Source organism: Chthonomonas calidirosea T49 (assembly GCF_000427095.1).
In the GTDB taxonomy this organism is placed as follows: domain Bacteria; phylum Armatimonadota; class Chthonomonadetes; order Chthonomonadales; family Chthonomonadaceae; genus Chthonomonas; species Chthonomonas calidirosea.
In genome coordinates, this window is sequence record NC_021487.1 from 266,202 (window position 1) to 290,381 (window position 24,180).

Sequence of the window (24,180 nt, forward strand, 5' to 3'; positions counted from 1 at the left end):
CGTTATTTTGAGTTAGAAAGCAGTTCTTTTCCTTTTTGTACTTGTAACAAGGCGCGTTGGAGCACCTCTTCCATGCTGCTCAGCACGGTTTTGGCGTACTCATCGGCACCGTGTCGGGTAGCAGCGGCATCATTTTCCGCTTCGAGCCGAAGGGCTTGGGCGCGTTTTTCAGCCTCTTTGTAGATAACGCTTTCTGTGATAAGGTGAGCCGCTCGCGCCTCCGCCTCTTTAAGAATTTGGTGCGCCTGTTCACGCGCCTGATCCAAAATTTTCAGGGCCTCTTTTTCTAATCTCTTGCGTTCTTCTTCGAGCTCTTGTTGCATTTTAAGGCGCATTTGCGCCAACTCATTCTGTCTCCGCTCTTGTTCCGCTAAAAGGCTTTCTCTCGCCTCTTGTCGGATGCGCTCGGCTTGTTGGCGGGCCTCTTCGAGTAGCTGTTCTCGTTGTTGGGCTATATTAGCGGCGCGTTTCACCTCTTCGGGCAGATTCGCTCTAATTTTCATAAGGGTTATGTGAAAGCGCTCCTCTGAAAACCCGATTAGGATGCCCATAGGGCCGCGTCGAGCGTGATCCACTATATCCTCAAGCTCTGAAAGGAGCTTGAGGATGTCCATATTCCCTCTTGTTGGGGCCACGAACTGTGGGGCCCCTTCAAGTGGTCGTGCCGTCTGCGGCGTTGGCTTCGGCATTTCGTTTTGCGCTGCCGCGCTTGCGGTCTCAGGTGCTCTGGATGGTGTATTTTTCTCGGAGACGTTGTTGGACAATTTCGGGTACCAATCCTTCCACCGACCCGCCGAGGCGGGCGATCTCTTTAACGATGCTCGAGCTTAGATCGGAATAGGGGGCACCGGTAGGCAAGAAGACCGTTTCAATGGCGCTATTGAGACGGCGGTTCATCAACGCCATTTGCAGCTCATACTCGAAGTCTGAGACGAAGCGCAGCCCCTTTACGATCACCGTGGCACCGCATTCCAAAGCGTAGTTTACCAGAAGACCCTCAAAAGAGTCTACAGTCACACGGGCAAGAGGAGCGCACACCTCTCGCAACATTTCGAGCCGTTCCTCCACAGTGAAGAGGGGTGTCTTCAAACTGTTGCGAGCGACAACCACACGTACCTCATCAAAAAGCTCAACGGCCCGCTGGATGATATCTAAATGCCCATTGGTAACGGGGTCGAAGCTCCCCGGCACAAGCGCTAAAGTCATAAAGTGCCACTTTTTCTTTTATATTGTACTACAAACACGTAGAAAATGTTAGCTTACAGAGGCGAGTTCAAGATGTGTGTGCATTCGCTGGAGGGCTTCTCGCAGCGTACGATGCTGAGGAGAAGAGAGGGTAGGGTCTTGTTTTACAAGTTCAAAGGCGGCGGTACGCGTCTCAACAAGGACGTCACGGTCTGCTAAGAGATCGGCGATATGAAGGTTGGGTAGGCCACTTTGCTTTGTGCCAAGGAACTCACCGGGCCCGCGCAACTGCAGATCTTCATCCGCGATGCGGAAGCCGTCGCAGGTTTTTACCATGATCTCCATACGAGCCTTGCCTTCGGGAGTTTTGGGGTCTGCAAGAAGAATGCAGTAAGAAGGATATTCTCCACGGCCTACGCGACCGCGTAGCTGGTGCAGCTGAGCTAGCCCAAAACGGTCGGCATCCTCAATAATGATAATGGAAGCGTTGGGAACATCTATTCCTACTTCGATAACAGTGGTAGAGACAAGCACGTCAAGCTCGTGAGCTTTGAACCGCAGCATGACCTGCTCCTTTTCCGATGGCGGCATTTGGCCATGTAGCAACCCTACTCTTCGATGAGGATAGACTTTGTTGGCAATGTAGTCATAGAGCTTCGCGGCACTTTGTGCTTCTAGTTTTTCGCTCTCTTCGATGAGAGGGCAGACGATATAGGCTTGACGACCATCTGAAAGCAGACGTTCCGCAGCGGCGTAAACCTGCTCGCGTTTGGAGCGGCTTCGCCAGTGAGTCGTAATCGGTTTTCGTCCTGGCGGCAGTTCATCGAGCACGGAGACGTCGAGGTCTCCATACAGGGTGAGGGTAAGGGTGCGGGGGATAGGAGTAGCCGTCATAACAAGCACATGAGGTTGATCGCCTTTGCGAGAGAGCGCTCGACGTTGAAGTACGCCGAAACGGTGTTGCTCATCTATGATAGCGAGGCCGAGACGAGCGAATCCGACCTCCTCTTGAATGAGTGCATGGGTACCGACGGCGATGAGGCTTTCCCCTGTGCGCAATCGTTCATAAACCTCCTGTTTTTCACGTTTTGAGAGACTGCCAATGGCTAGCTCCACACGTAAGTGGAGGGGGGCAAGGAGACGTTGCAGCACGATGGCGTGTTGTTGCGCCAGAATCTCCGTTGGAGCCATGAGGGCGGCCTGATAGCCGTTTTGTACGGTCATAAGGATAGCAGCGAGAGCGACCATTGTTTTGCCACTGCCCACATCGCCTTGAACTAGCCGGTTCATAAGATGACCACTGCTCATGTCGGAAGCGATCTCCGCGATGGCTCGTTGTTGCGCTTTGGTAAGAGGGAAGGGGAGGACGGCTTGGAGCGATTGGTGCAGCTTCTCAAGGGAGACATGAAAGCGAATGCCTTGCGAGTTTGTGTGGAGTTTGTGACGTTGGAGGGCAAGATAGAGTTGCATGAAGAAGAACTCCTCAAAGACGAGGCGCCTGCGCGCGGCATCGAGAGCCTCAAAGGTGGTGGGATAGTGGATGTTTTGAAGAGCTTCGCGTAGCTCTATGAGGCGGTATCTTTGGCGCAGTTCAGGCGGCAGTGGCTCGTCAATAAGCGGCAAGCATTCACGCAGCACGTGATCAGTGAGACGGCGAAGGCGTGCTTGGGTTATCCCTTCGGTAGCTGGATAGACGGGGGTGATGCGCCCACTTGAGAGCGAGTCGCCCGTTTCGTCTAGGGGCTCCCATTCTGGGTTTTGGATTTCGACGATCATACCGGAGCGTTTTGCCTGGCCGTAGACCACGACGGGGTGTTTTGCCGTGATCAGTTTGCGGAAGACCTGCTCCATATAGGGTTGATTAAACCAGACAAGCATGACAGCCGCGCCCTGGTCGTCGAGAAGAGCTTTTGTAAGGGACAGTCCAGGCCGTGGCTGGGTGGTACTAACGGAGAGGGGTAGCCCACAGAGCGTCACGAACTCGCCGCCGCGCAGTTGTGCGGCATGGGCAAACAGAGTTCTATCCTCCCATCTTCGTGGATAGTGGCGAAGGAGGTCTCCTGCTGTGTGAAGGTTGAGTTTTGCTAATCGTTGAGCGATGAGCGGTCCCACGCCTTTCACATATTGAAGGGGTGTATCGAGGGTAAGAGGGAACGCTGTTTTTTCGGACATGGCTGTGGCTTATCTTTCTTTGTAGCGGCTCTTGCCAGGATATTGTAACAAAGCATGAGATGGGCTGTCAATTTGGGGCTTTTTAGTCGTTGACATGGTGGAAGCCCAAAGGTGTTCACGTGGGGTTGGAGAATAGTTATCTTAACGATAGAGTAGTCAACCACGGAGAGAGTCTGTGGAGGAACGTTTCCGATAGATGGTAAGCGCGATGCCGCAGAAGACGAGAAGCGCGCCGATAAGCGTGTTGGTACGAAGCGTCTCGCCACGTAAAAAATGACCATATAGAGGGCCGAGCAGAGGCTGTAGAAGAATGAATACTCCCATTTGGGAGATCGCATGCCGTGAAAGAAGGCGATACCAGATGCCGTAGCAGAACACGGAGCAGACAAGGCTTAGAAAGGCCAGAGCGGCAAGGGGGCGTAGAGAGACCTCATGCGGATGATGATGCCACTCCCACAGGGCAAGAGGGAGCATAAGCGCTGCCCCAATAAGCATTTCATAGGCCACCACTAAGAGACCTGGATAGCGCATGGCCAACCGCTTTGCTGGCACGCTAACGCAGCATTCGCAGGCAAGACCAGCAAGCGCCAGCCAGTCACCTAAAGCGCGGCCGGCAATGAGCCAGATGCCCGTAATACCCACTAAAAAGCCCGTCCATTGCAGCCAGCTAAGCCGTTCTTTGAGGAAGAGATAGCCGAAAAGAGCGATGAGGATAGGTTCACACGCGAATAGCAATGAGGCATCGGTTGCTGTGGTGCGTTGAAGGCCGAAGTAGAATATACCGTAAGTTGCGGCAATGCCGATGCCACCTAGCGCTAAGAACAGCCACAGGTCTTCCCGAGCGATAGGGGGCAACCGGCGTCGTAGGCGTGCCAATAAGAGAAGAATAAGCCCCGCGGGTGCAAAGCGCACGAAAGTAAGTGTAAACGGCCCGAAAGCCATGAGCGCTGTCTTAGATGCTACGGAAGAGGCACCCCAAAGAATATTGATGAGTGCCAGTTGAAGGACCGCATTCAGCCGAATCTCATGCGATTGACTCTCCACGGGCTGCGTTGCGGAAGCGGCACTCACTCTGTAAGACCTCGTTGGGCGGAGATGAAAGGCAAAGGCACGACGACCGCCTTTTTGCGCGATGGCCCTACGTACAAGAGGGTGTTCGGCAGCGCAAATTCATGCCGGGCAAACGCAAGGGCGATAGGACGATGGCTCATAGCAGGCGAAGAGGCGGCAACAGAGGTAATGCGGCCGACCTCACGGGCAGGCTCTTCCGCGGGGTATAGGACTTCACCACGTTCGGGAATTTCGTCTGGAGAAAAGACGAGGCCGATAAGACCCCGATTCGTGTGGCCTCTTGATTCGATACGGGCCATGATCTCCTGCCCGACATAGCATCCTTTTGTAAGGCTTATATGCGTGTGACGAAGATTGGCCTCGAGGGCGATAACGCTCTCATCAAGCTCTGCACCATATTTCGGAATGGCGGCTTCAACGCGCAGCAACTCGACGGTTTGCTCATCCAGAATGGGTATGTCCAGCGAATGAAGAACGGTGTGGCGCATTTCGATAGGCAGGTAGATGTCAAAGCCTCCGCTGCCGGTATGGTCGGCTTCGACGATGAGGGATGGTTCTATTGACAGTTGCTGGAGCTGCTGGGCTGCAGCAGGGCCTTGAAGAGAGAGGCAGGCCAGTTGCGAAGTCACGTCTCTGAGTTCGACGTCTTCTGTGATCAGGAAACGATTGAGTAGGCGCCAGATTTTCTCTCTATTTTCGCGTGGCATATCGAGCAGGATGCAGGTGGGTAGGTTAGGTAGTTGCCCATGGGAGATGGCAATAAGTGTCAGATCGGTAAGCACATGTCCAGTTGGATTTAAGATACAGGCCTGTAGACGTTTTGTCCCCTGTTCCAGGAGGCGTACGTCGTTGCTTACCATCCCTTGAAGCCACAAAAGGCGGTCATTGCCGATGGCACAAAGAAGGCCGATATGGTCTGTTCTATCTATCCATGCTGCCTGATGACGAGCGGCACGGTAGCTATCCAAGTTTTGTTCCATCCTATTCTACCCTCCTTATTGATGATACCTGAAGGCGTCCATTTACGTCTGTAGGTAGAATCCGCAGGGGTCGCGGAAAAAAGACTCAGAATGGATGAAGCCTATTCGCTAGCTATCAAGAGAGCACAATGCTTTGCACAAACTTTTTGTAGATTTTGGGAATTTTTTGGCACTGAAAACTGTCTTGATAGATAGGGGTAGACCACTCCTCTCTTGATGGCTCGGAAGGAAATAAAAAGGAGCTGAACAAGCTATGGCTGTTACACTTGGACAATTAACCGACATCTTTAAAGAGGCGAACGCTGCTGTGTTCACAGATAACGAGAAGATGCTGCTCTATCCTTTCGTGCATCAGAACCAGCAGATGCTCGTTTACATCACGTTGGCGGAGGATGGGGAGTATGTGCGTTTTATTATTCCCTGTTACCTGAATTTGAATGCCGCTCGCAACCGCGAGGCGCTACTTATGAAGTTGATGGAACAGAATCGCACTCTTAAGCTGCTGAAGTTCGGGGTAGATCCGGAGGATGGGGAGATTACGGTGAGCATCGAACTGCCAGTAGAAGATAGCCCGCTTACGGCAGGCCAGGTGCATCGCTGTATGTACACGCTCACTCATGTAGCCATGAACGAGCGGGAGCGTCTGCTTTCATTAATTCAGACGGGCATCTATCCCGATAGTCGGAACGAGGAGTTCCAGACGATAGTCAGCAATCTATTGTCGGGCGATGAGGAGACAGAAGAGGGGCACGAGGCGGAAACAGAGGAGACCGATCTTCTTGAGGAGGCAGATGGGGATACGACCTCGGAGGAGTAATGTTGAACATTGAGTAATGTTGAACATTTGGGTTGTTTCAGTACGGTCGAGGGCAGCAAGTCAGTTCTCGACCGTGTTTTGCATGCAGATGAGGATAACCCACTTTTTAACGGTTGGGCAGTAGCCTTTCCAATTGACAAATAGAGCTATTTCGCTTATACTAGAAGGAAATAGGGCGGTATCACGCAGGCCGCGCTGTTTCGTTAGAGGAGTATGGTTGGAGAGAGATTCGCCAGGAGGTGAGATTATGAGCAAAGACTCTAACAACTGGAGTGGTTATGTCGCCTGCTTTATGTTGGGGGCTATAACAGGAGCGGCCATCGCGCTGCTGTTCGCGCCACAGGAGGGGGCCGAGACTCGAAAGCAGCTTGCACAAAAGGCCAACGAACTGAAGAGCAAGGCGTCGGATAAAGCAGTTGAACTGAAGAGTAAAGCCTCCGATCTGAAAGAAAAGGCTAGCGGTTACTCCACAGAGATTGCCAAGACCGCCAAAGAGCGCTGGGGTAGCCTTGTGGAAAACGTTGCTTCATCGGCGCAAGAGGTGAAGCAGCGCATCCAAAGCGCTGTGGTCAAAGATGGAAGTAGTTCGACATCTGCCGAGGCGCAGCCATCACTTGAAGCTCAAGAAGAGGCCTAAGCCCTTTGCCACAGCACATACTCGTATTGTTTTGGTCAGCTAAGGTGGTTTTGTAGAAAAAGGGGCTAGGTGTTGCACCAAGTCCCTTTTCTCATGTGTGATCCTTTTATAGGTCTATAAGACGTTCCCGACTCTGGTTGCAGACCTCCCAAGGGGTCTATGGATGAAGCGATAGGCCTCTCTTGTTGCATTTGAAATGGCGAAGAGCGGGGCAATGGGTAGCCTAACGCGCTGAGACTAAGCTCGATAAAACTTTAAATTGGAGCTGCCAGTGTACCGGCAGGGCCTTGCCATCCGCCTCTGCATAGGGATAGATGAAGTAGTTTAATGGGCCGGCCTTTTGAGGGGGTGAGAGCACGATGTCTCGTCCACAGGACATATCCACCGCGGTGCGAGGTAAGTAGAGAGCACCAAAAAGCTTGTTTGCCATTGAGGGTAACCGTGGTCGTGCCATCGGATCGCGTCTGCGGCATCCATAGGTATCCAGCCCTTGTGAGGAACGTTCGCCCAAACCCAACAGTGATACCCTCCAATCATGCCTTCAGTGGGAAGAGGATTCGGGGCGGGAATACCGGTGAGCGGAAATCCAAAGGCGATGTAGGCCGGGATGCCGAGGCTGCGTAAAAGGGTTACCAGCACGCTGTGAATATCGGAACAGTTGCCTTTTTTGTAGCTGCAGACGAAGGCCACATCTCCTTGCCCATACTCCGGTGAGGTATCGGTGTAGTCATATTCAAAGTGTTGCGTAACATAGTCAAAAATGTCCTTAACTTTATCGTAAGGGGTAGATGCAGACGCGGTTTGTAGGAGGGCAAGGGCAGCGTAGGATCCTCCGACGGGCACAAGCCGATCTGGACGGAGCAACTGAGCGGCTACCAACGCGGAAAGCCACTGCGCTGGATATTGAGGGTTAGAATGGCGTGTAACAACCCAGCTTACCTCAATGGAAATGGGTTTTTGATTGGGTTGAGCGAAGACGAGATAGGCCATGCGATTATGATAGAGCTTCTCTTGGGTGATCCGGTAGGGCACCGGCGCGTGGATGGAAACCTGGGAAATGTGTTGCTGGGGACTATCGGAGGGAATCGGTATCCAAAGCCGTATCTGTTTGGTTTGGAGGGATGGTGACTGCAGGGTGATGGCTTCAGTGAACTGCGTAGTAAGCGCAGTAGGGTTTATTGGCGAATGTAAGCTTTGAGCGCGGACAGACGATGCTATCCTAAGGGCTAGTAGGGCTATGGAGCAGAACGTGAAGGTTTTTGATTTCATGGGGCTACTCCTCTGAATGTGACGTTCTTTTCTGGTATGAGGGCCAAGTCCACAATGACGGGCAGATGGTCGGATGCGAGCCAGATTACCTGTTCGGTGGAGAGCACGCGAAAGTTTGGTGTGTGAAAAATGTAGTCTATGCGCACTTGTGGGTTAAGTGCAGGAAAGGTAGCGAAGGGTGCAGATAGGAGGACTGCGTCGTGGAGGCGTGTTTGTTCTAGAAGAAGATGGACGGCAAGCGATTCGGGATGGTCGTTGAGGTCGCCACAGAGCAGGTAAGGAAACGGTGTTTGCCGAAGATAGTTCGATAAAGTTTTCGCTTGTCGGAGGCGTTCAGCGGGTTGAAGTCCCCAGTGCGTATTGAAGACGGTAATGGGGCCAACGGGGGTTTGAATGCGGCATTCAAGCGCCCCGCGTGGTTCGCGTTGAGAAGGGAGGCGATGGGAGCGAATCTCCTGAATAGGCCAGCGTGAGGCAATTGCGTTGCCGAACCCCCAAAAGCAAAGGCCAAGGCAGCGCTGAAAAAAGAGGCGCATCTGAAGCTCACGCGCGAGGCGGCGGGGCTGATTAGAGAGCCGAGAAGAGGGGAGGAAAGCGTGCACTTCTTGAAGGCAGATGATATCGGCTCGCAACTGGTTTAGATGGGAGGCGATACGGGAGATAGAGAAACGCCCATCTATTCCAAAACCTCCATGCACATTGTAACTAACGATACGCATCTGTTAGAGCATCTTCAAATCTTCAGCCCGATCGAGAGCTGCGTAGACGGTGGGCATGAAAACAGCTCGGCACATCGTGCTGCCAGTTCGGCAAAAGCAGTTTTATCGCCAAACCGTCAACAAAACTTATAATACCTGTTCCAATGGCTATATCTATCCAAGGGAAGGCCCTTCGATAGATCAGGAGGGTATAGATGGCCAGAAAGAGGGTAAGGCCCCAAACCTTTGCGCTATAGGCGTGCAATGAGGTGATACGACGATATTTAACGTAATCAAAGAGATAAGAGAAAATCTGGAGACCAATCTCGAGCGCAATCCAGAGGAGGTAAGGCTGCAGTAGTCGGCGTCGCGTTCGCCAGAGGGTGATGAGTATCCAAGCGAAGTACCACGCATCCGTACGACTATCGGCTACGCGAAGGGCCGGCGTCACGATTTTGAGTCGGCGGGCGATAACTCCGTCGAAAATATCGGATAGAAAAGCTGCAATGAGCGCTAATGCGAGCCAGCTGGAATGGACATTGATTTGGCTTATCCAAAAGATGGTGGGGCCGAGCAGCACGCGCAACACAATAAGGACATAGGGGGTGTGGCGCATTGTTTCTACTCGACATGGTTGCGGCGAAAGATCTGCCGTACCCGTTGCGGCCAGCTGTCCCAAGTCGTTTTAGGAATAACAACCGGTTCCGCGTGGGTACAAGCGCGCTGGTAGACGATGGCCAGCATGGCGCGAGGTCGGGCGGAGCGATTAGGCATACCCCGGTGCCAGGTGCGCAGGTCTCTGAGCACCGCAGTGCCGGCCGGAACGTTCATACGGATAGAAGGCATTGCTGCAGCGCGAGTCTCTAAGGAAACGGTCGCTTGGGCTGGGGAATCTACGATAAGATGCGTTCCCGGCCAAACCTCCGTGCTTCCGTTCTCTTCTGTGAAGTCACATAGAGGAACATTGAGCACCATATGTGTTGGAAGATGGGGGACTGGTAGTGAAGTGCCAAACAGGGGAGGGTGATCGCGATGGACGGGTTGGAACTCCGATCCTGGGTAGGCCGTGTTGGTATGGTAGAAGCAGCAGATAAAATCGGCACCCAGAAGCGATTCGAGCAGCGGGATGAGGTGCGGATGCGCCACGAATTCAACATTGGAAAAGGGCGGGAGGAGCGGTGGAAAAAAGCCGATATGATTTTTCCCGAATGCCCTCTTATTAAGCTGCTCGAGACCACCGTGAGCCTGAATATGCTGTTCTAGAGCTTTCTGAAAAGCCATTTCCAGCTGCGCGATCTGCTGGGGAGTATAAAGCCCGGAGATAGCGACGAGCCCGGCATCGTAGAAGTGCTGTAGAACGCTTTGCGCGGAGCATGCCGACAATACGTCCTCCTCAATCTCCAATGTGTGTAGTTGCATGGCAAACCTCACCAAGGGTTTGATAGCGAGCCTTGAAGTGTGTTGAAAGTGATGTTACGCTTTCCTCTATTTCTAGGTGGTTATGAGAAAATCCTTCTTTGGGAACCTTTCCCTTTGGCTAATCTGAATCGCTATAATTGCGTATTTTTCTTGGGGAACCACCATGCGGTGGCACAAACGAACAGATTTACTTTTGTCTACTTTTATGCTATACTATGTTCGTGCTTGCGAAGATCTAGAATTTGTGAGAGGAGTTGTGCATGGCACTTGAGAAGGAAGAGGAGAAGGTCCTTTCTATTTCCGAGGAAGAGCTGAGTGCAATTGGGCGTGTAACGGGCAACTACAGTGCCGATCAGATTCAGGTTTTGGAGGGGCTGGAGGCCGTTCGTCGTCGCCCTGCCATGTATATTGGAAGTACTGATGCGAAGGGGCTTCATCATCTTTTTGTGGAGGTAAGCGATAACGCCATTGATGAGGCTTTGGCAGGCTACTGCAATCGTATTGATGTGACCCTTCACGCCGACGGTTCGGTTTCCGTGCGGGACAACGGCCGAGGCTTTCCGGTGGACATTAACCGAGAATACAATATGCCCGGCGTAGAGTTAGCTCTCACTCGGCTCCATGCGGGAGGAAAGTTCGATAGCGGAGCTTACAAGGTTTCTGGTGGGCTGCACGGTGTCGGTGTATCCTGTGTCAACGCGACGTCCGATTGGTTGGAGGTGACGGTATGGCGCGATAAAAAGATTTACTACATCCGTTTCGAACGGGGCGTCACAACCGTCCCTCTAAAAGTCATCGGCACGGCCAAGCCCAGCGAGCACGGCACTCTGGTGCGTTGGCACGCAGATCCAGAGATTTTCGGAAAGCACCAGTACGATGCCGAGCGCATCGAGCGTCGCCTACGGGAGCTGGCCTATCTCAACCCCACCGTCACTTTAACCTTCACCAACGAGCGCGATCTGCCAACGGATGTAGAGCCAGGTAAGCTGCCCATGCCGGAGACAAAAGTGTTTCATTATCCCAAAGGGCTAGCAGAGTTCGTACAGCACCTCAACGAGACAAAAGAACCGCTGCATAAGCCCATCTATTTCAACGGGATACGCGATACCATCATCGTAGAGGTAGCCATTCAGTACAATATGGGCTACCAAGATACGATTTTGACGTTTGCCAACAACATCAATACCCCTGATGGCGGCACCCATCTCTCTGGCTTTAAAACAGGGCTTACCCGTGTGCTCAACAACTACGCGCGCAAATCCGGCATATTGAAGGAAAAAGACCCTAACCTCACAGGGGATGATGTACGTGAGGGGCTTTCTGCGGTTATCTCGGTGAAGCTTCACCACCCACAGTTCGAGTCGCAAACGAAAGTCAAGTTGAGCAACCCGGACGTGGAGGGTGCAGTGAACTCGGTGGTAGGCGAGAAGCTGGCGGAGTATTTGGAGGAGAACCCTTCAGTGGCTAAGCGCATTATTGAGAAAGCGCTCACCGCTCAGCGAGCGCGTGAAGCCGCTCGAAGGGCAGCCGAGCTGGTAAAGCGTCAGAGCGCTTTAGAGGCGCATTCCCTGCCTGGTAAATTGGCCGACTGCACCGAGCGCGATCCTAGCAAGTGCGAGCTTTTCCTCGTAGAGGGCGACTCTGCCGGTGGATCGGCAAAGCAGGGACGCGACAGGCGCACGCAGGCGGTACTTCCCCTACGAGGGAAAGTGTTGAACGCTGGGAAGACGCGAGTAGATAAGGTACTGGAGAACGAGGAGATACGTGCCATTATTACCGCTATTGGCACTGGCATCACCTATGGCGACGAGGATAACGGAGAGACCGAGGAGGAGAAAAACGGAAACGGTAAGGGTTTTGATCTCTCGAAACTTCGGTATGACAAGATTATCCTTATGAGCGACGCCGATGTGGATGGCGACCATATCCGAACGCTGCTGCTGACGTTCTTTTGGTACTACATGCGCCCGCTTATTGAAGAAGGCCATGTCTATGTGGCGCAGCCGCCTCTCTATCGCATTAAGGTGGGACGCAACGAGCAGTACTATGCTAAAGATGAGGCCGAAAGAGACCGCATTTTGAAGTCGCTGCGAGGACGCAAGGATGTGGTGGTTCAACGCTTTAAGGGGTTGGGCGAGATGGATGCAGCTGACCTCGCAGAAACAACTATGGACCCCAATAAGCGTCAATTAGCGCGTGTGCAGATCGACTCGGAAAACCTCACTGCCGCTATCGAGCTGTTTGATATCTTCATGAGCGATAAGGTCGAGCCACGTCGTGACTTCATCATTGCGCATGCAAAAGAGGTTACTGACGTTGACTGGCACGGATAGTTGGCTGCGATAAAACTAGAAAATTAGCAGGATTTTGCTTTCCGGGTTTTGAAGTTTACTAGCAGCTCCTCAGGTAAGAGGAGCTGTATTTTTTACGGGGAGGGATCCCATGAGCGAGGGTGTTTTAGGAAAGGCAGATATTGCGTTCGATGCGACACTGCTCCAAAACGAAGCCGAGGCCATGCAGCGCGAGTGGTTGGTAACGAACGGTATTGGAGGGTACAGTTCGGCCACACTGGCAAATGCAAATACGCGCCGGTATCATGGGCTTTTGGTTGCAGCGCTCAGGCCACCGGTTGGAAGATGCGTGCTCCTTTCAAAGCTTGAAGAGACGTTGTGTGTGAAACAGGGAGACCAAGAAAAGCGGTTTGAGCTTTCTACCAACCTCTATCCAGCGGTGACACACCCGACGGGGTATCGGTGGTTAGAGGCATGGCACATGTTGCCCGTGCCCACTTGGACGTGGCGGGTTGAGGAAGGGGTTAAAATCTTTAAACAGGTGTGGATGCCAAAAGGGCACAATGCGGTTTATGTGGCTTATTGCGTTTTAGAGGGACCGAAGGATGTCGAGATACACCTGGAGCTTGTGCCTCTCCTAGCTTGGAGAGACTATCATTCCGAAATGGCTGCCACCCCGTCTACGCCCCTTGCAATTTGGTGTGAAACGAATCGATGCCTACGTTTACGCCTATCGCAGATCGAAGGGATAACGGAGGCACCGATACCGCTTCTCCTGCGCCTTTGCAAAAGAGATGGGCAGCCTTATCCTGCGGCCTCTTTCTCAGCAAACGCCTGTTGGTACTATCGTATTCAACATCCCCGCGAACAAGAGAGAGGGTTCGACTTCTGCGAAGACCTTTATTCTCCGGGTGTCTTCAGAGTGCCCGTTGCCGTAGGACAAACCCTTGTAGTAGAGAGCGGTGTCGAACCACTTGAACTCCCTACTCCGGCGGAAAGTCTCGACGAGCTAGGAAAGGAGCAGCAGCTTTTGCTGACACACTGCCTTGATGCCGACCCTTTCGAAGCCCGTTTAGTGCTTGCAACGCGCGACTTCCTTGTGAAGCCACCGGAAGGGCGTGCGACAGTGGTGGCTGGGTACCACTGGTTTACAGACTGGGGACGGGATACGATGATCTCTCTTCCAGGCCTCTGCTTAACGACTGGAAAGGAGGCGTTTGCATGTTCTATCCTCAGAAGTTTTGCGCAATTTGTAGACCAAGGTATGATCCCAAATCGCTTTCCCGATACAGGTTCACAGCCGGAATATAACACGGCCGACGCCTCCTTGTGGTTTGTCCTAGCCGCTTGGCGCGTCCACAAAATAAGAAAAGAGAGGACGTTTCTTGAGGAGTTGTGGCCGGCACTGCAGGGGGTTATAGAGAGTTATTGGCAGGGTACACGTTACAACATTCATGTAGATGCACGGGACTATCTTCTCTATGCAGGGACAGAGGGGGTGGCGCTGACCTGGATGGACGCCAAAGTGGGCAACTTTGTGGTGACTCCACGTATCGGTAAACCGGTGGAGATCAATGCGCTTTGGTACAATGCGCTTCGATGCGTTGCCGAGATGGCACGCGAGATAGGTAGAGCGCCCGATGCCCAGCGCTATGACGAGGAGGCCGAAAGAGTAAGAACGAGTTTTCAAAGTCGTTTTGTCCGAGCTGATGGGCTGGGGTTGTACGATGTGCTCGATACACCGCCCAATGGAGAGCCAGATGGAACTATTCGTCCTAACCAGGTATTTGCTTTAAGTCTTCCATTTCCATTGTTCGATGCCGCGCATCCCACCGCGCTGGCGATACTACGTACCGTACAGAACAAGTTGCTAACGCCGTTTGGCTTGCGGACACTTGCACCTGACGACCCTCACTATACCGCGCGTTATGAGGGGGACGTGTGGCACAGAGATACGGCCTATCATCAAGGGACAGCTTGGCCTTGGCTGCTGGGGGCTTTTGCCGAGGCGGTATGGAAGATGACTGGCAACAGGGAGGAGGCGCGTAGGATGCTCCTGCCTTTGTCCACACAGATGGAGGTGTACGGGGTGGGATCGTTGGCGGAGATCTATGATGGTAGCGAGCCGCAGCGGCCCAACGGCTGTATTGCGCAGGCATGGAGCGTCGCTGAGATCTTAAGGGTGTTGAGACAGTTGAAGGTCGAGGGTGAAAAGGAACGTTTTTAAAGGTAGGGTACAATGAATGCGCTGCGGCCGTAAGACTTCTGCCGCACGAGGCTAGTGCCTCTCATGGTTAGGCGAGCGTGGTAAAGGAGGCGATCAGGATGGCATCGAAGCGTTCAGTGCGTGTGCGGTTGGACTATCCGTTGAATCGAGTGGCCGAACCGGTGGTCTATCATCTCGTTACCGAGTTTCGATTGGTCCCTAACATACGTCGTGCTCAGATAGATAGTCGTGTGGGCGGCTGGATCGCTCTAGAGTTAGACGGTTCAGAGGAGGATTTAGAAGCGGCTATGAACTATCTAAACGATCTAGGCATTACTGTGACACCTATTGACGAGACCGAGGATTGGAATGTCTAGGAGAGCCTATTGTCTTTGATGTGGCAGCTATAACTTCATTAACCGAACGGAGCGCTGAGTGAAGAAAAGCGTCTTGAGTTACATCCTATTAGGTTTGATGGCCGTTCTTCTTGAAGGCCTTCTATCTACGGCCTATGCCGATGATCTCACCCCCCTCATCTTAAAGCAACGCCTCGCAGACCATCCAACAGGTGCGATGGCGGATCAACTGGCCGACCAAGTGCGAAGCTGGTTTGGCCGAACGGAAATAAAGGATGGTGCTCCTCCACGAGTAGACGGTTTGACGACTGCTTGGGCTATAGAGGCTCCCGATGCCACCATGCCTCCAAAGGTGCTTTCGGATACCGGGCAGTACACCATTCCCTTACAACGCATTGGACAGACTCCCGTCTACGTGGCGGTTGTAGATTTGCCAAACGGGGCTGGAATGATCTGGACTTACGAAGTGAATGGACGCCGTGCACGATCCGGAAATTTAGAGGTCTATGCAAGAGAACCAGAGACAAACTACGATACCCACGTTGCTCATGGTAAGTTGATTCAAATGCCGGATTGGCATAGCAACATCTTCGCGGGCACGGTGCGAAGCTGGTGGATCTATGTACCGGCCGAATACACACCGGAGCACCCTGCCTGTGTTATGGTCTTTCAGGATGGGGGCTACTACAAGAATTTTGTTCCCACAGTTTTTGACAATCTCATTGGCAAGCGGGAGATGCCGGTAACGGTGGGCATTTTCATTGATCCAGGTCACTTTCCCGATAACCGTAGGAGCCCTGGTGAGGAACGTAGTTTCGAGTATGACACGTTGTCCGATCAGTACGCGCGTTTCTTGCTAGAGGAGATACTGCCCGCAGCCGAGAGAGTTGTGAAGCTGCGTGAAGATGCGGCAAGCAGGGCCGTTGCCGGTATTAGTAGTGGGGGCATTTGCGCCTTCACCGTGGCGTGGAGCCGCCCCGATCAGTTCAGTAAGGTGATGTCATGGGTCGGTAGTTTCACCGATCTTGCAGCTGGTAAAACACTTGTAGAGGGCGGGCATAACTATCCTTTCTTAATTCGACGACTTCCGCCCAAGCCCATTCGAGTGTTTTTGCAGGATGGCTCACATGACCTCGACAACATTGCGGGCAATTGGCCGTTATGCAACCAGCAGATGGCAAGGGCTCTCGCATTTAAGGGTTACGACTATAAGTTTGTGTTTGGAGAAGGGTTTCATAGTGGCGCCCAGGGCGAGGCGATTTTGCCGAGCACTCTTCGCTGGCTATGGCGCGACTACCCGATGACCCCATAAGAGGTAACAGATATCTATTTCTCAATTTAAGTACATAAACACTATGGAAAGAGGAGTTCTGTGAATTGGCTTACAATGTAACGCTCATTCGTGGAGACGGAACCGGCCCCGAATTGGTGGAGGCCGCTCGGCGCGTACTGGAGGCAACTGGAGTTCCATTTAACTGGGATATCCAGGATGCCGGCATAGATGTCATGGAGAAAGAGGGAACGCCCCTTCCTCCAGCAGTGCTCGAATCGATTCGGCGCAATAAGGTCGCCCTTAAAGGGCCCATTACCACGCCAATTGGCACCGGTTTTCGCTCGGTGAATGTGACCTTGCGGAAGGAGCTCGATCTGTATGCCTGCTTGCGTCCCTGCAAGTATTACCCTGGCATAAGATCGAAATATACCGATGTAGATTTAGTGGTGGTACGTGAGAACACCGAGGATCTATATGCGGGGGTGGAGTACGATGTTGGGACGCCGGAGGCAAGACAGATTATTGAGATGGCCGGTCCTGGCAAGATTCGAGAAGATGCAGCGATTTCGATCAAACCCATCTCGATCTCCGGCTCACGTCGGATCATCAAGTTTGCCTTCGAATATGCGAGAGCTTACAAGCGGAAAAAAGTGAGCGCGGTAGCCAAGGCCAATATTATGAAATACACCGATGGTCTCTTCTTCCGCGTGGGGCAAGAAGTTGCCAAGGAGTATCCGGACATTGAGTACCAGGAGGTGTTAGTGGACAACATGTGTATGCAGCTCGTGCAAAAGCCGGAGCTGTATGATGTGTTGGTGCTGCCCAACCTCTACGGCGATATTCTGTCTGACCTCTGTGCTGGCCTGGTGGGAGGTTTAGGGGTAGCCCCTGGAGCCAACATTGGCGATGAGATCGCGCTCTTTGAGCCCACTCACGGCTCGGCCCCTAAATATAAGGGACTCAACAAGGTGAATCCCACTGCGCTCATTCTCTCCGGTATGATGATGCTTCGCCACTTAAAGGAGTACGAGGCGGCAGACCGTCTAGAGCGAGCTGTGGCTGCCGTGATCGCCGAAGGAAAGTACGTGACTTACGACATGAAACCCGATCGGAACGACCCAACCGCTGTAGGCACCTCTGAGATGGCCGACGCCATTATCCGTAAGCTAGAGGAGATGCATTAGCATGCGACGCAAGGTAACGATTGTGGGAGCGGGGCAAACCGGTGCCACCCTTGCACACTGGTTGGCTCTTCGGGGCGACGTGGATATCGTGCTCTACGACATTGTGGAGGGCATGCCCCAAGGCAAAGCGTTGGATTTGCAAGAGGCGATGCCGATTATTGGTTCGGATGCACGCATTGTAGGCACGAACGGCTGGGAGGAGACGGCCAATAGTGATATCGTGGTGATTACAAGTGGCCTGCCGCGCAAGCCCGGAATGAGCAGAGACGACCTGTTAAAAGTGAACGCTGAGATCGTGGGCAGCTGCACCAAGGAGGTTACAACACGCTCCCCTAACAGCATTCTCATTTTGCTCACCAATCCGCTGGACGCTATGTGTCATGTGGCATTGCATGTCAGCGGTTTTGAGCCACGGCGTGTGTTCGGGCAGGCGGGTATCCTCGACACTGCCCGTTTTCGAACGTTCCTCGCTTTAGAGGCAAATGCAAGCGTGACAGATGTGAATGCCTATGTGCTTGGCGGTCATGGGGACGATATGGTTCCCCTGCTAGGAAGCACCAATATCGGTGGGGTCCCTGTCGAAAAGCTCATCCCTGCGGAACGTTTGGCGGCCATTGTAGAGCGTACTCGTAAGGGCGGAGGGGAGATCGTATCGTTGCTCAAGACCGGAAGCGCCTACTATGCACCTTCTGCGGCGTTAGCACAGATGATAGATGCCGTTCTAAACGATAGAAAGCGTATTTTGCCTTGTTCGGTCTACACGGGCAAAAACGGTGGGGGGTACGGCATAGATGATCTTTATCTAGGGTTGCCGGCAGTTATCGGTGCTTCCGGCGTAGAAAAGATCGTTTCTGTGGAGTTGACCCCCGCAGAACGAGAAGCTCTTCATCGATCTGCTGAATCGGTGCGGAATCTAGTCGAAGCACTGAAAGGGTTTGATCCGCCTTTGCTGCCTCGCAATTGACACTAGGGTAGGGAAGCCCACCATCATGCTGTAAATGGAGGGCTTCCTTTCCTCTAAGACAAGGGGTGAAGTTATGCGTTTTCGAGGGATGGATGTGTCTCTAGGGGCGCTCTTTGTTGCGGTGGTTTTCGCTTTGCTCCCCGGCCGAGCCCTATCACAGGGGCTGGAGAAGCGCGATTTTGTGTTTCTTGATATTACCGATACGCATCAAACCGCTGAGGGAAGTACAAAAGCACTTCGTGACCTAGTATCTCAGGCGATTGCCATGTCTCCCCGTCCGGCATTTGTCATTGACACCGGTGACATCACCGAGTCGGGGCGCCCAGAAGAGTATGCGGCTTTCAAGGTGGCGATCGCCCCTCTTGCGGATGCAGGTATCCGATTCTACGCTGTGCCAGGCAATCACGATGTGCGTTGGTGCCCGCTTGGCAAGGAAGGATTCGAGCAGCAGTTTGGTAAGCTGTACCAGTCATTTGATTACGAGGGAGTGCACTTCATTTTGCTCGATACAACGGTGCTTTTGGAGCATTGGGGGCATTTTGATCAGAGTGAATTAGATTGGCTTGCCCGCGATCTAAAGCATGTTCGGCCTGAAACCCCCATTTTTGTTTTCATGCACCATTGGATCGGTCGAGACGCGCCCGATGTACGCATGGTTGACAATGAGTACGACCTAATTCATCTCTTGAACGGCCATAATGTCGTGGCAATTTTCACAGGGCACGGCCACCAGAATCTCGAGTGGAAGACCAACGGTATTGAGACCCTCATGGTGGGGGCGCTTTATAACGGCGGGCCTTTTTGTAGGGTACATGTACGCTCTGACTTGGTGACGTTAGAGAGAGGTTCTTCGGAAAAGCCAGGCACTTTTGTGACTATTGCTTCATTGCCAATCAACCCCCCACGTCCTTCCCAGTTGCGTGCTGGATGGGACGATCCGGATGTCCCTTATCTCGCACGGCGCAGAATCGCCGCGTTGCTCGACCCACGCTCACCAGAGGACGACCCTTCGAAAGAGAGCGCCGAATATCGTATTGATAGCGGCCCGTATCGGCCTATGGAGAAGGATTCACGGGACATATGGCATGTGGTATTTCCTACAGCGCCAATACCGGTGGGGGTGCATTCGAGCGATGTGCGCTTAACGACGAGCAACAAGGTGACTTACAGCGACGAGTTGATTTTCGAAGTTGAGCGTGACGATGCTCGAGAGCCTTCACGGGAGTGGGCTATCAATTTAGGAGACGCCATACAGTCTTCTCCATTGCTGTATGGAGATACTCTTTTCGTCTCCTCTTTAGATCATAAAGTCTATGCGCTAAATGCCAAGACGGGCAAGATACGATGGTCTTTTGCTACAAAAGGTGCCGTACTAAGCTCTCCAGTGATCTCCGACGGTATCCTTTATATAGGATCGACCGATCACTACTTTTACGCTTTAGATGCGCACACGGGGAAGCTTTTATGGCACTTTGATTCGGGGGATCCCATTTTCTCTACGGCGGGAATTACTAGTGGGGTGGTTTGCTTTGGTGGGAATAAGAAGATCTTTGGGCTTAATGCAAGAACGGGGAAGCTGTTGTGGACGACTCCAGCGAATGGGTTCTTTCAGTCTCGGGTAGCTGCTGATGATACGACCTTCTACATGGGCGATTGGGCGAACACCTTTTATGCGATTGACGCAAAAACGGGCACACCTCGTTGGGAAGACCATGTAGGACGGCTATTTTACTTTTCCCCCGCTATCTCCGCGCCAGCTTTGGGTGATGGTAAGGTCTACGTGTGTTCCGATGACGGTGTGCTTCATGCTTTTGATACGTCGTCGGGGAAGGAAGTATGGGAAGTGCATGCCCCTAATGGAGACGATGTCTTCGGTTACTCTTCACCAACCGTTCTTGGAGTAACCATCTTTGTGGCAGGTCTAGGTCCGAAAGGCAATGTATATGCCTTAAGTACGGCCAATGGGCAGCCTATCTGGGTATCGGCTATTGGACAGACCATTTACGATTCCTCTCCGTCTTTGGCCCCCGATGGCCATTCGTTGGCCATTATGGGGGTACGAGGACATGTGGCTGTGCTTGACGCGAGCGATGGAAAACCTCTGTGGAGTTATGAGCTAGGCCCAGGCAATATTTTCTCGACACCTGCCTACGATGGAAAAACAGTGTATACAACTACGATGGCCGATGATGTTCAGGCTATCGCCGCGCCTAGCGTTATGAAATGACCGAGGTTTTACTGGAAAAGCTCGCGCTGATCATTCTGTTGGGTACGCTTGCTCAATGGGCTGCCTGGAAACTGCGCCTACCCTCTATTTTGTTGCTCCTGCTTACAGGCATTGTGGCTGGGCCGGTGATGGGGGTGATCCGCCCGGAGCGCATTTTGGGCAATCTTTTGTTGCCTTTTGTCTCCTCCGCTGTTGCCATCGTGCTCTTTGAGGGAGGATTAAGCCTAAAATACGATGAGGTTCGGCAGCATGGTTGGGTTGTGGCAAGTTTGGTGAGCGTAGGAGTGTTAACAAGTTGGCTTTTAGGTGTGTGGGGTGCTCACTATCTCGCTGGGATGGGTTGGCCTATTGCCGTGCTAACGGGCGCGATTTTAGTGGTTACCGGCCCCACAGTGATCGGGCCTCTGCTGCAGTTGTTACGTCCTAAGGGGCCTGTTGGGGCGATTTTGAAATGGGAGAGCATCATCATAGATCCGATTGGCGCTGCACTGGCACTTTTGGCGTTTGAGGTTGTTTTTGGGGTAGATATCCATCGGCCTGAGCTTTTTGTGCTAAAAAGTACACTTATCACGATATTTTATGGAGGTTGTATCGGGATAGGGGCGGCTCTCTTATTGGTTGTCGCTCTACAATGTTACTGGATTCCCGATCAACTACAGAGTCCCTTCACGCTTGCACTGGTGTTAACGATAAACGCTTTAGCAGAGCATCTTCAACCCGAATCAGGGTTGCTGGCTGTTGTCATTCTGGGTATTGCGCTGGCGAATCAACAGGCGGTCAATGTCGAGCATATTGTGGAGTTCAAGGAGACCTTGCGCACCTTATTACTAGGTATGTTGTTTATTGTGCTTGCTGCGCGGCTTAGGCCTGGTGAGATGTTCAGCCATTTTGCACAGGATATGTTGTACACGTTGTTTGTACTTTTTGTGATACGCCCTATTGTGGTACTGCTCTGCACCTTCCGCTCCCCTTTGCGCTGGGCAGAGCGATTGTTTTTAATGTGGACAGCGCCTCGAGGAATCGTGGCAGCATCGGTCTCATCGGTATTTGCTTTAAAGTTAGCAAGCGTAGGGCATTTTGAGGCCGAGCGGTTGGTACCCACCGTATTTTGGGTGATTCTATGTTCTGTTGCGTTAGCAGGTTTCACTTCGCGGCCGGTGGCGATACGGCTAGGTATAGCGCAGAAAGAAGCACAAGGTATTCTCTTTTTGGGTGCTGGCTTGGCTGTGCGTGAGATGGCAAAGGCGTTGAAGGCGGAGGGTTTGCCGCTACTTTTGGTAGATACCAACCCAGCCAATGTGTTGAGCGCCCGCATGGAGGATTTGCCAGCGTTAAGAGCTAATGTGCTCTCTGGAATGGTGCGAGAGACCCTTGATCTTGATGGCATTGGGCGGCTCCTGGCATGTACTCCAAACCACGAAGTGAACACGCTGGCCGTACTGAGATTTAGAGGAATTTTTGGTCGTGCCGAGGTCTATCTGCTGCCCCCTGAGGGATTGACGAAAGTTGGTCATGAAGAAGGAGGGGTACATCCATATGGGCGTTATCTGTTCCGTGCAGAGCTGACGAGTGCACAGCTCGAAGAGCTTTTCATGCGCGGGGCCACGATTAAACGGACAACCTTCATCGCGCAGTTTACCTATTCCGACTATTTGCGGCACTACGGGGAGAACGCTATCCCTCTATTTCTTATTGGGGATAATCGTCGCGTGCTGATCTCTGCTGAAAATCCATTGCCCCCACCGAAGGAGGGGAATGTGTTAATTAGCTTGATTCGACCAGAAGCAGATGGGGTACAGGCCCATCAAGAGGCTACCGCGGCGAGCCATAGAGCTGTTTAGGATTTAGCTGTCCTGTTTTGCCTTAGTTCGTTCTGAGGATCTGGCGATAATAATCTTTTCTAATAAGCTCGGCCGTTAACTTTCCGGAGGTGAGCACGATGGGCACACCGCCGCCGGGGTGGGTAGAGGCACCGACAAAATAGAGGTTTTCTATCTCTTCGCTGCGGCTATGAGGGCGAAAATAGGCAGATTGAAAGAAGGTGGGTGTTAGCCCACCGTAGGCGGCACCGGCGTAGCAGCCATATAGTTTTTCAAAGTCGACAGGGGTAAACCAGCGTTCGAAGACGATGTGTTGGTGCAGATTTGGAATAAGGCCGAGCCGTTCGAGTTTGCCGATGGTGCGATCGCGAAGGATGGGTGCTGCCGTTTCCCAGCAGATATTGCTTTGCGTGTTGGGACATGGCACGAGGATGTAGAGAACGTGATGGTCGGGAGGTGCCAAGCTGGGATCGGTATGCGTGGGCACGCAGAGATGCATGGCGGGGTCCGTTGGCAGAGCGCGTTGTATAAATATCTGATCGAGAACTTCATTGTAGTTTTCTGAGAGGACGATAGAATTGTGTGGCAGGTGTGTCAGTGAAAGCCCTTTAACCCCAAGATAGAGCAGAAAGCCGGAGCAGCCGTAGTCTTTTTGTGCTAAGGCTCCGTCGGAGTATTTACGTCGCAAGGCATTTGGGATCAGTTTTTGGTAGGCAGAGGGTAGATCGAGATTACAGACGACTATATCGGCAAGGTGTTCACAACCATCTGCCGTGCGCACTCCCTTGGCAGCTCGGCCTTGAATTGCTATCTGATCGACCGGAAGGCAGTAGCGGATCTGTCCACCTAGTTCAGTAAAGAGCCGTTCTAGACCCCTGGCAAGGGTGTAAGTGCCTCCGATGGGAAACCACACTCCGAACTCCATTTCCACATAGGGTAAGAGAGCGTAGATGGATGGGCAGCGATACGGACTTATCCCAAGATAGAGGGTTTGAAAGCTAAAGGCTTGGCGCAGTTTTTCGTTTGTAAGATAGCGGCTGACCATTTGGTAAACCGATTCAAGAGGCAGCGCTTTCAAGAGACCGACGAGCGTTGTTGGATGGAGTAGATCGAGAGGCGAGTTAAAGGACCGCTCGATGAAACGGTAGCGAGCGTTTTCGTATTTCGCCTTCATGGCTGCCAGAAGTGCGGGAACACGGGCGGCGTCAGCTGCTTGAATTCTACGCACTTGCTCCACAAGGCAGTTCATTTCCACCCCCATATCGAGGGTAGTGCCATCTGGCCATAAGATACGGTAGGCCGGGCACAGTTTTGTAAGCGGGAGGTAGTCGTGGGGGTCGCGATCGCCGATGGAGAAGATTTCGTGCAAAACCTCCGGCATCATCAACATTGTTGGCCCCATATCAATACGAAACCCAGCTTCTTCCAACACATTCATTCGGCCGCCGGCATGCCTGTTTTTTTCGAAGATCGTGACCTGCCAACCATGGCGGGCCAGATGAATACCAGCCGCTAGCCCCCCTAGTCCTGCACCGACGATAATGGCACTAGGGGATGACCGATGCTTTTGTAGGGAGGGATGTTGCGACATCAGTAGCAACCTCTCTATCT

General features: G+C 52.6%; 20 protein-coding genes. 10 read left to right on the forward strand and 10 right to left on the reverse strand.

The genetic code is table 11. The features are described from left to right. Window positions 1-2 precede the first annotated feature (2 nt). The 5 genes from CCALI_RS01210 to ygfZ all read right to left on the reverse strand — a co-directional run bounded on the left by CCALI_RS01210 (window position 3) and on the right by ygfZ (window position 5,408). On the reverse strand, window positions 3-689 hold the full coding sequence (locus CCALI_RS01210; RefSeq protein ID WP_155850439.1) for a hypothetical protein: 687 nt from the start codon (window positions 687-689) through the stop codon (window positions 3-5). A 28-nt stretch (window positions 690-717) separates the two neighbouring features. Then, window positions 718-1,206 carry a pantetheine-phosphate adenylyltransferase gene (gene coaD, locus CCALI_RS01215; RefSeq protein ID WP_016481646.1) on the reverse strand — a complete coding sequence of 163 codons (489 nt, stop codon included), beginning with the start codon at window positions 1,204-1,206 and terminating at the stop codon, window positions 718-720. A gap of 48 nt (window positions 1,207-1,254) precedes the next feature. Then, on the reverse strand, window positions 1,255-3,357 hold the full coding sequence (gene recG / locus CCALI_RS01220) for an ATP-dependent DNA helicase RecG (protein ID WP_016481647.1): 2,103 nt from the start codon (window positions 3,355-3,357) through the stop codon (window positions 1,255-1,257). Between the two features lie 156 nt (window positions 3,358-3,513). Beyond that, window positions 3,514-4,428, reverse strand: coding sequence for a DMT family transporter (locus CCALI_RS01225; protein ID WP_016481648.1), 915 nt, complete (start codon window positions 4,426-4,428; stop codon window positions 3,514-3,516). Then, entirely contained in the window at window positions 4,425-5,408 is a 984-nt protein-coding gene (gene ygfZ, locus CCALI_RS01230; protein WP_016481649.1) for a CAF17-like 4Fe-4S cluster assembly/insertion protein YgfZ, read from the reverse strand. The genes CCALI_RS01225 and ygfZ overlap by 4 nt, the downstream gene beginning before the upstream one ends. A 253-nt stretch (window positions 5,409-5,661) precedes the next feature. Between ygfZ and CCALI_RS14595 the strand changes: the two genes are divergently transcribed. Together CCALI_RS14595 and CCALI_RS01240 are read left to right on the forward strand one after the other, a co-directional pair. Further along, complete coding sequence (locus CCALI_RS14595) at window positions 5,662-6,225, forward strand: YbjN domain-containing protein (protein WP_016481650.1); 564 nt, start codon at window positions 5,662-5,664, stop codon at window positions 6,223-6,225. 247 nt (window positions 6,226-6,472) lie between these two features. After that, window positions 6,473-6,862: a YtxH domain-containing protein gene (locus tag CCALI_RS01240; protein WP_016481651.1), complete on the forward strand. Its 390-nt coding sequence runs from the start codon at window positions 6,473-6,475 to the stop codon at window positions 6,860-6,862. Between the two features lie 324 nt (window positions 6,863-7,186). On the opposite strand, the gene CCALI_RS01245 is transcribed toward CCALI_RS01240, so the two are convergent. Genes CCALI_RS01245 through CCALI_RS14600 form a run of 4 tightly spaced genes read right to left on the reverse strand, consistent with a single transcriptional unit; the run spans window position 7,187 to window position 10,248 of the window. Next, window positions 7,187-8,131 carry a transglutaminase-like domain-containing protein gene (locus CCALI_RS01245; protein WP_016481652.1) on the reverse strand — a complete coding sequence of 315 codons (945 nt, stop codon included), beginning with the start codon at window positions 8,129-8,131 and terminating at the stop codon, window positions 7,187-7,189. Next, window positions 8,128-8,850 carry an endonuclease/exonuclease/phosphatase family protein gene (locus CCALI_RS01250; protein ID WP_016481653.1) on the reverse strand — a complete coding sequence of 241 codons (723 nt, stop codon included), beginning with the start codon at window positions 8,848-8,850 and terminating at the stop codon, window positions 8,128-8,130. Before CCALI_RS01250 ends, CCALI_RS01245 begins: the two co-directional genes overlap by 4 nt. Before the next feature lie 22 nt (window positions 8,851-8,872). Next, entirely contained in the window at window positions 8,873-9,445 is a 573-nt protein-coding gene (locus CCALI_RS01255) for a CDP-alcohol phosphatidyltransferase family protein (RefSeq protein ID WP_016481654.1), read from the reverse strand. 5 nt (window positions 9,446-9,450) lie between these two features. After that, a complete protein-coding gene (locus CCALI_RS14600; RefSeq protein WP_016481655.1) occupies window positions 9,451-10,248 on the reverse strand; it encodes a phytanoyl-CoA dioxygenase family protein in 798 nt (265 codons plus the stop codon). Window positions 10,249-10,508: 260 nt separating this feature from the next. Here CCALI_RS14600 and gyrB point away from each other — a divergent pair, with 260 nt between their 5' ends. From gyrB to CCALI_RS01300, 8 genes are all read left to right on the forward strand, one after another. Further along, window positions 10,509-12,581 (forward strand): DNA topoisomerase (ATP-hydrolyzing) subunit B, encoded by a 2,073-nt coding sequence (gene gyrB / locus CCALI_RS01265; protein ID WP_016481656.1) that lies wholly within the window; start codon window positions 10,509-10,511, stop codon window positions 12,579-12,581. A gap of 109 nt (window positions 12,582-12,690) precedes the next feature. Then, window positions 12,691-14,766, forward strand: coding sequence for an amylo-alpha-1,6-glucosidase (locus tag CCALI_RS01270; RefSeq protein ID WP_016481657.1), 2,076 nt, complete (start codon window positions 12,691-12,693; stop codon window positions 14,764-14,766). Between the two features lie 98 nt (window positions 14,767-14,864). Continuing rightward, window positions 14,865-15,122, forward strand: a complete 258-nt coding sequence (locus CCALI_RS01275; RefSeq protein ID WP_016481658.1) for an NIL domain-containing protein — start codon at window positions 14,865-14,867, stop codon at window positions 15,120-15,122. Between the two features lie 58 nt (window positions 15,123-15,180). Continuing rightward, window positions 15,181-16,413, forward strand: a complete 1,233-nt coding sequence (locus tag CCALI_RS01280; RefSeq protein WP_016481659.1) for an alpha/beta hydrolase — start codon at window positions 15,181-15,183, stop codon at window positions 16,411-16,413. 65 nt (window positions 16,414-16,478) lie between these two features. Next, complete coding sequence (locus CCALI_RS01285) at window positions 16,479-17,558, forward strand: isocitrate/isopropylmalate dehydrogenase family protein (RefSeq protein WP_016481660.1); 1,080 nt, start codon at window positions 16,479-16,481, stop codon at window positions 17,556-17,558. Between the two features lies 1 nt (window position 17,559). After that, window positions 17,560-18,522, forward strand: a complete 963-nt coding sequence (gene mdh / locus CCALI_RS01290) for a malate dehydrogenase (RefSeq protein WP_016481661.1) — start codon at window positions 17,560-17,562, stop codon at window positions 18,520-18,522. A 73-nt stretch (window positions 18,523-18,595) separates the two neighbouring features. Beyond that, window positions 18,596-20,749: an outer membrane protein assembly factor BamB family protein gene (locus CCALI_RS01295; protein ID WP_016481662.1), complete on the forward strand. Its 2,154-nt coding sequence runs from the start codon at window positions 18,596-18,598 to the stop codon at window positions 20,747-20,749. Further along, entirely contained in the window at window positions 20,746-22,590 is a 1,845-nt protein-coding gene (locus CCALI_RS01300; RefSeq protein ID WP_016481663.1) for a cation:proton antiporter, read from the forward strand. Before CCALI_RS01295 ends, CCALI_RS01300 begins: the two co-directional genes overlap by 4 nt. A gap of 22 nt (window positions 22,591-22,612) precedes the next feature. Here CCALI_RS01300 and CCALI_RS01305 read toward each other — a convergent pair whose 3' ends face one another. Further along, window positions 22,613-24,160, reverse strand: a complete 1,548-nt coding sequence (locus CCALI_RS01305; protein ID WP_016481664.1) for a phytoene desaturase family protein — start codon at window positions 24,158-24,160, stop codon at window positions 22,613-22,615. Between the last annotated feature and the right edge of the window lie 20 nt (window positions 24,161-24,180).